Genomic DNA, 12,940 nt, shown 5'->3' on the forward strand with positions numbered 1-12,940 from the left:
AAAAATATGGAGGTGTGATTTTTGATGATTAAATTAAAAAGTCTTGTCAAAGAGTTTATTAATCCAACTAATATTAAAACAATAGAAGAAAAAGGAAATATCAGAATATTGGTCCCTTCAAGTCTTGAAAATGATAAGATAAAAGAAGATCAACTAAAATCAGGAGAAGTAGATTTAGAAAAAATAAATCCAAAGCAATATTTAAAAAAGAATGACATAGTGTTTCAAGCAAAGGGAAATAAATTTGAAGTAGTTCTAATAGAAAAAAATTATGAAAATTTATTGGCAAGTTCGTTGTATTTTATAATAAGAGTAAATGAGAAAAAAATGAATCCAAAATATTTACAATGGCTTTTAAAGACCGAAAAAGCTAAAGAATATTTCGAGAAAAACACTTCAGGGACTGTGATGAAGATAGTAAGAAAATCAACGTTAGAAGATTTTGAATTTGATTGTCCTTCTTTGAAAGAACAGGAAAACTTTCAAACTTTAATTAGAGCTTTTGAAAATGAAGAGAAAGAAACACTAAAGTACTTAGAAAGTAAGAAAGAACTAATAGAAAGAAAGATTTTAGCTAAATATGAGGTGAAATAATATGGAAAGATTTTTATATGAAACAGGAGATTCTTTAAGAAGTAAATTTAATTCTGATGAAATAATCGAGTTAAGTATTGTATTTAGTTTTTATAAACTCTTTGATGATATTAATAGAGATAAGGAGCATATAAAGAAGTCTTATAAATTGACAAAATATGCAGTGAATGTAGATATGGAAAGGTTAAGACAAAATCCTACTTATTTAGAGCTTGAGGCTCAGCTAAAAGAAGTTTTTAAAAGTTTTCCGAGTTTTCATGAAATTATTAAATCTTTAAAAAAAATGGATGAAATTCAAATTAAAGACATCATATGGAGAGTGACAGATTTATTAAAGTCTGAATTAAATTTTGGAGAAGACTTGGTGAGATCTAGATACATGATAATCTATGAAAAAATCCAGTCAATATTCAAAATAGTGGCAAGAAATCCCATAATATTTACAACTCCTGATTCAGTTATTGAAATACTGAATAAAATATTACAGGTATCTTCTGATGAAACTTTGATGGATCCTTGTTTTGGAATTGGAAACCTTGCTATAAAAGTTGGAAGAAATGCTAAAGAAATCATAGGATATGATATCAATGAAAAAGCCTTAGATTTTGGAAAAATACTTCTTGAAACGGCAGGAAAAGAAGGGGAGATTGAAGCTAAAGATAGTTTAGATGAAAAATTGAAGTATGCAGATGTTGTTGCAAGTCACATACCGTTCTCAATAAAATCTACTAAGGAAGACTATGGAAATAGGGATTACCTACACTGGGGAATTCCAGGCAGGGCCAGTGAAGATTTTTCCTTCATTTCTTTAATCGTTTCACAGATGAATAAAAGAGGTGCCATAATAGTTCCAGAAGGGATTTTATTTAGAGGAGGAGCAGATCAATTAATAAGAAAAAATCTTATTGAAGAGGGGCTTATTTCAGGGATAATATCACTGCCAGGAGGAATTTTTGCACCCTATACAGGTATAGCAACAAGCATTATCTTCTTTGACAAAGAGAAGAAAAGTAAAGAAGTGTTTATTCTAGATGGAAAGGAATACTTTAAAAAATTAACAAGAGTTACCTCTATAACTGAAGAAAACTTAAATAAGCTTGTAGAAGAATATAAATTAAGAAAGGAAATTCCTGGAATATCAAGACTTCTAAGCACAAAAGAGCTTTCTCAGAATGAATATATTTTGAATTCCAATAGATATATTGAAATGGTGAAAGAAGTAAAAAATATAAAAGAGATTGAAAAAGAAGTTATGAATTCTTATCAGATAGCTTTAGAAAATAAAAAGTCAGTGATGAAATTCTAAAACAATTATAAAGATAAATAGGGGGGATTATAGTGGATAGTTTAGAAAAAATTGCTTTATCAAAAATAGCGACAGTAATAGCAAATAAAAGTTTTTTAAAAGTTGGTAGTAACTCGGTATGGGAAAGGATTCTTTCTAATACAGGATATGAAAATTTATATGAGGAATATTCAAAATATTTAAATCCTTATACTTATAATGGACCATTTGAAAATGATAATAATTTTTTTAAAGACTATTACATTGGAATAAAAGAGATTTTTAATAAGCTTTATGATAATGGGAATAACGTAAAAGGTTTATTATTTTTACTAAAATCTATCATTAAGGAAATAAATATAGAATTTATAGTAGAAGACAGAGATTCTGTTTTGGAAGAAGTTTCGACTCATCGTAAAAAGTATTACTTGATAGAAGAGTATTTGAAGACATTGCCAGAAAACGATATTAATATGTTTTTAGAAGAAAATCAGAGTCTAGATTTTAAGGAATTTATAAATTCTTTAAAAATTCTAAATTTAGATTTAGAAATAGTCAGAGAAAAAAATAGTATAAAGATTTCATTGGAGAGATTTGCAGGAACATTAGAGTTGGAAAAAGAAAAATCTAAGCTTTCAGAATGGTTGAATAACTTAAATCCAGATTTTAGAAGAGTATATGAACAAGCTTTAGAAAATTATATTTCAGGAAATGAAATAGCAACGATAACATCTTGTAGAAATTTAATAATGGGGTTATTTAGTTTAGCAAAAGATGATAAAACTAAATGGGTAATGGGATTGAAAAAAGTTAGTACAGATAAAAATATTGAATTGATTGAAAAGCCGAAAGACATAATAGATCAGTCTCCTTTAATTTCAAATACTTGTAAATATACAAGATTTAAGGCTATGTATTCTGTTTATTCAATGGCCAGTGATTTAGGAGATCATAGTCTTGAGGGACCAAAAATTGATGGAGAAATGTATTTGGAAGATGTAAAGTTATACGATGCTCACTTGGTATTAAGGATGACAGAAGATATTCTGATTTGGGTAATGGAAAGTGGAAGAATAGAAGAGATAAAAAATACTGATTAATTAAATTAAAAATAACGGAGGTATAAAAATGGATCACACAGTTCATAACAGGATAGTTAATTTTATATGGTCGATAGCAGATGATTGTTTAAGGGATGTATATGTCAGAGGAAAATACAGAGATGTAATTCTTCCTATGATAGTTTTAAGAAGGTTAGATACTCTCTTAGAATCTACCAAAGAGAAGGTACTAGAGGAGATGAAGTTCCAGAAAGAAGACCTGGAATTAGCTGATTGGGACGAATCAGGTTTAAAGGAAGCTACAGGATATGTTTTTTACAACACAAGCAAATGGACAATGCAGAAGTTACAGGATACCGCAACAAATTCACAGCAAATATTACTTGCAAATTTTGAAGAATATCTGGACGGATTTAGTGATAATGTTAAGGAGATAATAGGCAAGTTCAAATTAAAAGAGCAGATAAGACATATGGCCTCAAAGGATATTCTACTTGACGTACTTGAAAAGTTTACATCTACAGAAATAAATCTGACACCTTTCGAAAAGCAGGGACCAGATGGAAAGAAGCTTCCTCCTCTGACAAACTTAGGAATGGGATATGTATTTGAAGAGCTTATCAGAAAGTTTAACGAGGAAAATAATGAGGAAGCAGGAGAGCACTTTACTCCTCGTGAGGTTATCGATCTTATGACTCATATTGTTTTTGAGCCTATAAAGGACAAAATCCCTTCTGTAATAACTGTATATGACCCTGCCTGCGGAAGCGGAGGAATGCTGACAGAATCCCAGAACTTCATCAAAGATGAAGAGGGAAGAATAAAAGCAGAGAGCGATGTATATCTTTTCGGTAAAGAGCTGAATGACGAGACCTATGCAATCTGTAAGTCTGACATGATGATAAAGGGAAATGATCCTAAGAATATAAAGGTAGGTTCCACTCTGGCAACAGATGAATTCTCAGGCTACAAATTCGAATTTATGCTTTCCAATCCTCCATATGGTAAATCGTGGAATAATGATGCAAAATATATAAAGGATGGAAAAAGTGTTATAGATCCACGTTTTACAGCTAATCTTAAAAATTTCTGGGGTATAGAGGAAGAAGCAGATCTTACACCGAGGTCAAGTGACGGACAGCTGCTTTTCCTTATGGAGATGGTAAATAAGATGAAGCCTGCCTCTGAGAATGGAATAGGAAGCAGAATAGCTTCAGTTCATAACGGGTCCAGTTTGTTTACAGGAGATGCAGAGGGAGGAGAAAGCAATACTAGAAGATATATTATAGAGAATGATCTGCTTGAAGCAATAATACAGCTACCTAATAATATTTTCTACAATACAGGAATAACAACTTATATATGGCTGTTAAATAACAATAAGCCAGAGCACAGAAAAGGAAAAGTACAGCTGATAGATGCCAGCCAGAAATATAAAAAGCTAAGAAAAAACCTGGGGAAAAAAAATTGTGAGCTTACATCTGAGCACATCCAAGAAATACAGGATATTTATACTAATTTTAAAGAGATCCTAAGAAAAGGAGAAACTGACATAGTTTCAAAATATTTGATAATTCTGATTTCGGATATAATAAGGTTACAATAGAAAGACCACAAAGGCTGAAGGCAAGATTCAGCACTAAAGCTATCGAAGATTTGAGATTTGAAAAGAGTATTATAGAACCTATGAAATTAGCCTATGAAGAGTATGGAGAAGAGGTATATGAAAATTCTGAAGGACTTGAAAGCTGGTACGAAAAGAATAATATCGGACTGAATGCTAAAAATAAGAAGGCTTTATTCTCGGAAGAAACTTGGAAAAAGCAAAGAAAGGTATATGAAGCTGCAAAAACTCTTATGGAACATATTGGAGAAGAGGAACATTTAGATTTTAATATCTTCAAAAAAGAAGTAGAAAAAGCCATAAAGGAGCTAAAATTGGTTCTATCTACCGAAGAAAAGAAGTCCATATATGGAGCTATAACTGAATATGATGAGAGAGCTGAAAAGGTTATAAAGAAGAAAGAAAAATTTTCTGAAGAGAAACTTCTTGAACTTCTAGAAAAATATGATTGTAAGGTTAACGAACTAGAAAATTACGGATACTTCTCTACAGAAAATCCAAGAGAATTTATTATTTATGAAACAGAAACTGATCTTAAAGATTACGAAAATATACCTCTAAAAGAAAATATATATAATTACTTTATAAGAGAAGTAAAACCACACCTAGAAGAAGCGTGGATGAATCTAGATAAGACAAAGATAGGATATGAGATAAGCTTCAATAAGTATTTCTACCATCATAAGCCACTGAGAGATATCCAGGAAGTTACAAAAGAAATAATGGAACTAGAATTAGAAAATGAAGGACTAATCATGGAACTGCTTGGAGGTACTCTATGAAAAGTATAGAATTTGAAAGATATTTAGAATATAAAGAATCTGGTGTCGAGTGGTTAGGAGAGATACCAAAACATTGGGAAATTCTTCCTTCTAAAAGATATCATAAAATTTTAAAAAAAATAAACTCTAAAAAAGTGTGTGATAATATTTTATCGCTTACTTTAAGAGGAGTTGTAAATAATGATATAGATGATCCTGAAGGATTAGTTCCGAAAGATTATAGAAGTTATCAAATTTTTGAAAAAGATAATTTGGTTTTTAAATTAATTGACTTAGAAAATGAAAAAACTAGTAGAGTAGGAATAGTACACGAACTAGGGATAATGAGTCCTGCTTATATTAGAATGATAATAGGAAAAGATTTTTACCAAAATACAGCTATTATTATTATTATTCACTATATTTAAATTTAGTATACAATAAAATTGGCCAGGGTGTTCGATCAACACTTAACCGGAGTGATTTATTAAAAATATTTGCATTAAAACCAAAATATTCAGAACAAGTTGCTATCACTAAATTTCTTGATGAAAAATGTAATAAGATAGACAAAGCTATAACTCAAAAAGAGAAGCTTATTGAACTTTTGAATGAAAGAAAACAGGTTATAGTTCAAAATACTGTGACTAAAGGATTGAATCCAGAAGTAGAAATGAAGGATTCTGGAGATGAATGGTTAGGACAAATTCCTATTCATTGGGAAATAAGCAAATTAAAACAGATTTTATCACCTATATCTATAAAAGATAAAACTCACTTACCATTACTTTCAATAACAAGAGAAAAAGGTATTATTTTAAGAGATATTGAAAATATGGAAGAGAATCATAATTTTATTCCAGATGATTTATCCGGTTATAAAATGATTGAAAAAGGACAATTTGGAATGAATAAAATGAAAGCTTGGCAGGGTTCTTATGGGATTTCAGAGTATACTGGAATTGTAAGTCCAGCATATTATATATTTAAATTAATAAAAGATATCAATCCAGAATTTTTCCACTTAGCAATTAGAAGTAAAATTTATGTTCCGTTTTTTGGAAAAGCTTCTGATGGAGTAAGAATAGGACAATGGGATTTATCAAAAAGTAGAATGAAAGAAATTCCTTTTATCATTCCCCCTCTAGAAGAACAAGAAAGAATAATTTCTTATATAGGCCAAGCTCCGTTTTTTTCCCGAAATCATATCATTGAAAAAATAAAGCCTTAGAAATCTTCTAAGACTTTATTTTTAATGGACGCAAACCATCTTCACTCACAATTTTTTCTTCTTCAAAGATATATTTGCCCAAGAAATTTACATGGCTGCTTCCAAGAGGACTGACTCTTTTAAACTGCTCTTCATCAAACCAATCTTCCATTTTCACAGTTTTATGAACCTTTTCCAGATATCTTGAGTTCCAGGCTACAAGAACTCCAAGAAGGATATTAAGAGAGCTGGCTTTTTCCAGCTGATCCTCTATCGTGGACTCGTTTATTCTTCCATTTTTTCCAAAGTGTAGAATTCTTCCAACTGAGTTTATAGATTCCCCTTTATTCAGCATTTGTTGAACTTCTTTTCTAAGAGTTTTATCTGTAAAATATTCTAGAAGATAGATAGTTTTGAAAATTCTACCCAGCTCTTTAAGAGCCTTTGCAATAGCATTATCTCTGGCGTAGGACCCTATTTTCTGCATTATAAGAGAAGCTTTCACCTTTCCGCTTCTGATAGATTCAACCAGCCTCAATACTTCATGATAATTTTCAATTATTACCTTCTCGTTAATTTTTTTAAACAGAACATCTCCGACAGATATGTTATCAAAGTAATAAAGCTGCTGCTGTTCAGCGTTCTTTATTCTCGGTTTAAATTTGAAACCTAAAAGATATGTTAAGGCAAACATCTGCTCAGTATATCCGGCGGTATCGGTGGAATGCTCATAGATATTGAGATCTGTTCCATGATACAGCAGCCCATCCAGAACATGATTGCTGTCACGGCCTTGAAGCATTTGGACGTAATAAGGAGTATATTGATCATTTATGTGCCTATAGATTGCCCCGCCTCTGTTCCCATAATGAGTATTGTAGTCTGCATAGATAGTCTTTGAATTTATAGGGATTCTCATCCCGTCGGATGAAGATCTTCCACCATCGCCCCAGTTTTTAACTATGTTAAGGGAATGATGATAATTCACAAGGGATATTTGAGCTTTAGAAAGTGTGCTATGATTAAAATAATATTCATTAGTCCTTCTCAAAACTCCTTCATCGATGGAGCTCGATACAGCCATCTTTGAAAAACCTATGTTGTGTCCATTAGCTAAAAGAGTCGCTACTATGGATTTTTGTTTTCCAGTGGCACCCTGTTGTGAGTTCTCTTTAAAGCTATCTAAAAAATTTGTCCAGGTGTTCACTTCATAAATCATTTCAGTCATGGTAATCTTAGGAAAATAGCTGTAGATTTTGTCGCTGAAGAAATTTCTTTCATCTTTATCTATCTCAAAATTGAAATCCAATTTTTAGGAAGAATAAACGAATTCTTGATTTCATTAAGAAATTTAACTGCCTCATCATCACTTCCTATCTCTACTGGTTCAATGAGATAATGGTCAAAACTATTGTACTTTGCACTTTCCCTTACAAAAAGATCTCCGGATCTTATATTATCACGAATGGTATAGAGCAAGGCAACCTCAATGATTTTTTTGCTATAGTCGTATTTTTTGATGTATCTCTGCCACTGTGTGCTGCTAAAATTGATATTAATCTCTAATCTTTTCCTGTTTTTATATGTGGGAAAGGAGTTTAAAAGCTTAACAAGTTCAGGTTTAGTGTTCGTATCAAAGTTTATGCATTCCAGCAGCTCATTGGTATAATTGAAGCTGTGATGAGATTTAAGAAGAAAATCTATATCTTCCATCTCATCTTCCTGGGAGTCCAGTTCCTCTTTCAGTGGCAGCAGAGAATCCTTATACTTCTTGAATTCATCGAACTCATTAATTTCAATAATCTCTTTCAGAATATCCTTGAGTCTATTGGAGTTATTTCTGTAATTCTGAAAGTTAAGTGCATTCTGCTTCTGAGTTTTTTTACGGCTCCGCTTCAGTACCTTATGGGCATAACTTGAGGTGACCTCTATTACCATATCAACAAAGTATCGCCTTCTGAAATACAGAAACATGGCAAGATAAGCATACTTCTTATTTTCATCTGCAAATCTTTGGATTCTAAACTTATCAGATTTTTGAATTTCTGTCAGAAAATATGATATTTTTGACTCTGATAGAAAACTTAAATCACAGTTACAATCTATTTCATCTATAAACTTTATCTTGGAAAGCAGCTCTTTAGCTCCAGTCGAGCTGATATTTACAGAAGTATTTTTTAACTGAGAAAAAACTGATTCTGGATCAGAACTATTCTCCAGCAATGTATCTAGTCTCCTTCGGTCTTTAAATTGCAGGAGGACTTCTTCATAGATTTTTTTCTCTGCTTTTATCCATGCCTTTGAAAGAATATCTTCAATCGTTGATATTCCGGGAGTAACAATTCTTGTTTTTTTCAATTCATCCAGAAACAAGAAAGCAGATTCTAAACCATTTGAAGCTCTCAAAGCTATATTCTCAGCTGTTTTTTCAATCCAGCTGTCCTTTTTGAATCTTGAAAATCCCAAAGTATCAGATATTTCTGCAAAATACCTTTTTCTAGTTATGTCATTACTGAGGTAATTACTTAAATTGAACTCTTGAACCTTAAGCTGCTCTCCTACATAGCTTAAGATTTCCAAGGGAATATCATTATTAAGTTGTCTTCCAAAGTTTTTTAAAAGAAGATACTGTAGAGCATAACCTATTTTTAGATAGGGTTTTTTGAGTCTTCCAATATGTGAAATCTCTTCCGAAGTAAGTGTAAAATTATCTACAATCTCTCTCTTTGCAGTTTTAAGAATAAAAAGTTCTCTCTTTTCCTTGTCAGTAAGAAAACGAAATTTAGTTGTTTTCATTTTTATCCTCTAACTCAGAAAGTCTCCTGTAGAGTGTGGCTTTAGAAACTCCTGTTTTCTTTATGATTTCCTGTACTGAATAATGTTCTGTATGGTAGAGAGCTAAGGCTTCTTTTACTTTTTCACTGTCTAAACGTGGTCTTCCACCAAGCCTTCCCCTGGATCTGGCATTTTTCACGCCTTCTTTCACTCTTTCAGTAATCAGTTCTCTTTCCAGTTCTGCAAAGATAGAGATCATACCTATCATAGCTCTTCCCACCGGGGAGTTGGTATCTATGCTTTCCTTAAGTGACACTAGAGAGATCCCTTCTGAATTAAATTTTTCTATCAATTCGATAAGATCTTTGGTCTTTCTTCCAAGCCTGGAAAGAGAAAATATCACAAGTGTGTCTCCTTTTCTCAGTTGCTCCAGTAGTTTAACAAATTCTTTTCTCTGCATATTCTTTCCAGTCGCTTTATCTGAAAATATTTTATCCACTCCATATTTGTCCAGTGCACTGATTTGCATTTCTAAATTTTGATCCGTAGTAGAAACTCTTGCATATCCAAATTTCATTAAAATAGCCTCCGTAACATATGTTTTTGATACATAGATTTTGAAAATATTATTGGCAATAGTTATGAAACTATTTTATCAAAATTTTGGTTTCAAAACTACCTTGAAATTTAAAGGTTCAAAAACTGTAGTTTATGAGAAAAGAGATGGCGCTTGCTAAATGATGCCATCTCTTAAAAAAATTAAGTTTATAACAACTTTCAGCTAATTATAAAGCATGTCCACCAGATACTTTTATTACCTGTCCTGTTATCCACGAAGCTTTCTCTGAAGCAAAAAATAGAATCATATCTGCTATATCTCCAGGTTCTCCCAGTCTTCCAAGAGGAATTGAAGGAAGTACGCTGTTTTCTAATTCTGTATCTATATATCCAGTTTGAGTAGGACCTGGTGCCACTGTATTTACAGTTATCCCTAAATGTCCGACTTCTATGGCAATAGATCTTGTAAGAGCTTCAACTGCAGCCTTTGAAGATCCGTAGGCAATTACTCCCGGCATTACCTGGGCAGCATCTGTACTCATATTGATTATTCTTCCATGCAGTTTAGGTATTCCTGCCGTTAAATCTTTGCTAAGACTTCTATCTACCAATCTTTCCTGCAGTGAGGTTTCCTTAGGAGAATATCCGTAAAATTTGCTGAATCTTTTTACAAATTCCTGAATCATGAATATAAGCCCTTTTACATCAACATCATATCCGTCATTGATGTCTTTCTCGGTTATAGTAAATATAGTATCATTGACAGGATAACCGCAGGCATTATTAACTAAAACATTGACAGTACCAAATCTTTTTTCAACTGACTCAAAGATATCAGCAACATTTTCTTGTTTCCTGATATCTCCTTCTATTATCAAATAGTCAGAGGTTATTTTTTTTATTTCCTCCTCAAGAGCTATACAATCTCTGGAAAGAGCTTCGTGATATCTGTCAAATCCGTTGCTGCCAATTTTGTCTTTATCATAAGAATGATTAAGCTTTTTATAAACCATCGCAACCTTCGCCCCCTCCCTTGCAAAAGCTAATGCAGTAGCAGCACCGATACCCTCAGGGTTATTAGTTCCCGTTATAAGAACAACCTTATCTTTTAATCCCAAATTCATAATTACACTCCTTTTTTCTTAGTTTTTATATAGATAGAATACCTTAGTTGCAATATTCTCTATAAACATTTTATCGTGTTCAATAAATAAAATAGTTGGTTTGTATTTTAAAATCATCTCCTCCAGCTTCTCTCTCATTTCCATGTCGATATAGTTAAGAGGTTCATCCCAGACAAGAAGGCTTGATTCTCTGAGCATTGTGCTTGCCAGATTTATCTTTTTCTTTTCCCCTTCGCTGAATAGCTTTAGTTTCTTGTTTAAAATATCACTGTAAACTCCAAAAGCGGAAAGCAGCTTCCTAAACTCAGCTTCATCTTCTCCAAGCTCCCTGATATATTCCTTCAAAGTGAGCTCTAAATATGTTGCTTCAAACTCCTGCTCCAGATAGACAACTCTTATATTATTGGGAATGAATATAATTCCAGTATATGGAATTTTCTTTTTTATAGCATTTATTATAGAGCTTTTCCCACATCCGTTAGGGCCTTTTAAACAGATACGCTCCCCATTTTTTAAAGTCAGATTGAAGTTTTGTATAACTGTCTTTTCATCATAGCTTATATTCAGATTATTTACCGTCAAGATTGTATCTGCTTTATTTTTTTCTTTCAGAAATTTAAAAGAATGCTCTTTAGAAAGATCTAAAAGAAGTTCTTTTCTCTCCTCTATTTCTTTTTCTTTTCTATTCTTGATAGAAACAGCCCTTTTCATTATTCTGGCAGCCTGAGCACCGACATAACCCTTATCTACCATAGGAGATAAGTTTCTCTCTGAGGATTTTTGCTTTTCAGAATTGAAGCTCCAGTTTATTTTTTCTTTGGCAGATTCCTGTAAAAATCTGATCTCTTTTTTCAGCTCCTCATTTTTTTTGATAGCGCTCATTTCCTTGTTCTTCATTTCCTGATAATATGGAAGGAAGCTGGATTTTGTAATGTAAACTTTATTTTTCTCCATTGCCAGGACATGATCTGAGATTGTATCTAAGAAATTTCTGTCATGAGAAACACAGAGAAATCCGCTTTTGCCATTCAGATACCTGGCTATCTGCTCCCTGCCTTCTATATCCAAATGATTTGTAGGTTCGTCAATAATGGGATAGCTGTCGTTTTTAAGAAATAATGAGAGCAGCTGAAATTTCGTTTTTTCTCCGCCGCTTAAAGTATTCCAGGATCTGGAGAGCATTTTTAAATCTAAATTTAACATCTCCATCTCTTTCTCGATTTTATTTTCTACAGTATATCCGCCGTATTTGCTATAAAGTTCTTCAGCTGTAGAATAGATCTCTATATTTTCTCCCTGAAAATCTTTAAGAGCCTTAGCTATGGTATCCTCCAAATTTTTGAAGGGAGCTATAAGATTTTTTACAATCTCTAATACGTCTTTTGTTTCATCCGGGATCTCTTTTGGAAAAAAATTGATTTCACACTCTTTGGAGATAGTGCCTTTACTAGAAACTAGCTCCCCTGACAACAGCTTCATAAATGTGGTTTTTCCTCTTCCATTTTTTCCAAAAATAACAGTTTTCCATTCCGTGTCTAAAATTAGATTTAAATCATTAAATATCTCTTTATAAGGATTATCATAGCTGAAATCTAATCTGTTTATTGTTATTTTGCTCATCTTTACCTCCAATATTTCTGGCATCTGGATAAACAAAAAAAGACCACTAGTCAGTAGTCTTCATAATTTTCATATTATAAAATTGTACTCTTACATTGCAATAATAAGACAAGCTGACTTTATGGTATTGAAAAAAATCCATACGCCCTAAAAATTTAGAGGTATAAAAAATTCAAGGGATTCCTTCCGTAAATCCTATGGTCAGTTTCTTATTCTACAGTTAAGCAAAAAATTACATTACAAAAAAGTGAAAATTTCACTAGATGCCAAAAATTATATTTAATTTTGATTAATTTTTAGCGTCTATCTTCATCTTTCACCTCCATTT

Annotated in this window: 12 protein-coding genes; 7 read left to right on the plus strand and 5 right to left on the minus strand. The window is 32.2% G+C overall.

Translation table 11 applies throughout. From position 1 onward, the window contains the following. The first annotated feature begins 24 nt into the window (after positions 1 to 24). From NON08_RS14705 to NON08_RS14735, 7 genes are all read left to right on the plus strand, one after another. A complete protein-coding gene (locus tag NON08_RS14705) occupies positions 25 to 594 on the plus strand; it encodes a restriction endonuclease subunit S (protein ID WP_256692385.1) in 570 nt (189 codons plus the stop codon). 1 nt (position 595) lies between these two features. Next, a complete protein-coding gene (locus NON08_RS14710; protein WP_256692355.1) occupies positions 596 to 1,900 on the plus strand; it encodes an N-6 DNA methylase in 1,305 nt (434 codons plus the stop codon). Positions 1,901 to 1,932: 32 nt separating this feature from the next. Beyond that, positions 1,933 to 2,979: a hypothetical protein gene (locus tag NON08_RS14715; protein ID WP_256692356.1), complete on the plus strand. Its 1,047-nt coding sequence runs from the start codon at positions 1,933 to 1,935 to the stop codon at positions 2,977 to 2,979. 28 nt (positions 2,980 to 3,007) lie between these two features. Continuing rightward, entirely contained in the window at positions 3,008 to 4,546 is a 1,539-nt protein-coding gene (locus NON08_RS14720; protein ID WP_256692357.1) for a type I restriction-modification system subunit M, read from the plus strand. A gap of 80 nt (positions 4,547 to 4,626) precedes the next feature. Further along, positions 4,627 to 5,346 (plus strand): hypothetical protein, encoded by a 720-nt coding sequence (locus NON08_RS14725; RefSeq protein ID WP_256692358.1) that lies wholly within the window; start codon positions 4,627 to 4,629, stop codon positions 5,344 to 5,346. Beyond that, positions 5,343 to 5,753, plus strand: a complete 411-nt coding sequence (locus NON08_RS14730) for a hypothetical protein (protein ID WP_256692359.1) — start codon at positions 5,343 to 5,345, stop codon at positions 5,751 to 5,753. The genes NON08_RS14725 and NON08_RS14730 overlap by 4 nt, the downstream gene beginning before the upstream one ends. Before the next feature lie 179 nt (positions 5,754 to 5,932). Then, positions 5,933 to 6,556 (plus strand): restriction endonuclease subunit S, encoded by a 624-nt coding sequence (locus tag NON08_RS14735; RefSeq protein ID WP_256692360.1) that lies wholly within the window; start codon positions 5,933 to 5,935, stop codon positions 6,554 to 6,556. A 7-nt stretch (positions 6,557 to 6,563) separates the two neighbouring features. Here NON08_RS14735 and NON08_RS14740 read toward each other — a convergent pair whose 3' ends face one another. The 5 genes from NON08_RS14740 to abc-f form a co-directional block, all read right to left on the minus strand. Then, complete coding sequence (locus tag NON08_RS14740; RefSeq protein ID WP_256692361.1) at positions 6,564 to 7,844, minus strand: transposase; 1,281 nt, start codon at positions 7,842 to 7,844, stop codon at positions 6,564 to 6,566. After that, entirely contained in the window at positions 7,823 to 9,331 is a 1,509-nt protein-coding gene (locus tag NON08_RS14745; RefSeq protein WP_256692362.1) for a DUF4158 domain-containing protein, read from the minus strand. Before NON08_RS14745 ends, NON08_RS14740 begins: the two co-directional genes overlap by 22 nt. Beyond that, the gene (locus tag NON08_RS14750) at positions 9,318 to 9,887 is read right to left on the minus strand and encodes a recombinase family protein (RefSeq protein ID WP_256692300.1); all 570 of its coding nucleotides are present in this window, start codon (positions 9,885 to 9,887) and stop codon (positions 9,318 to 9,320) included. The genes NON08_RS14745 and NON08_RS14750 overlap by 14 nt, the downstream gene beginning before the upstream one ends. Before the next feature lie 208 nt (positions 9,888 to 10,095). After that, a complete protein-coding gene (locus NON08_RS14755) occupies positions 10,096 to 10,992 on the minus strand; it encodes an SDR family NAD(P)-dependent oxidoreductase (protein ID WP_256692363.1) in 897 nt (298 codons plus the stop codon). An 18-nt stretch (positions 10,993 to 11,010) separates the two neighbouring features. After that, positions 11,011 to 12,612 (minus strand): ribosomal protection-like ABC-F family protein, encoded by a 1,602-nt coding sequence (gene abc-f / locus NON08_RS14760; RefSeq protein WP_256692364.1) that lies wholly within the window; start codon positions 12,610 to 12,612, stop codon positions 11,011 to 11,013. Between the last annotated feature and the right edge of the window lie 328 nt (positions 12,613 to 12,940).

The sequence above is a fragment of the Cetobacterium sp. NK01 genome (genome assembly GCF_024506395.1).
Classification (GTDB): Bacteria; Fusobacteriota; Fusobacteriia; order Fusobacteriales; family Fusobacteriaceae; genus Cetobacterium_A; species Cetobacterium_A somerae_A.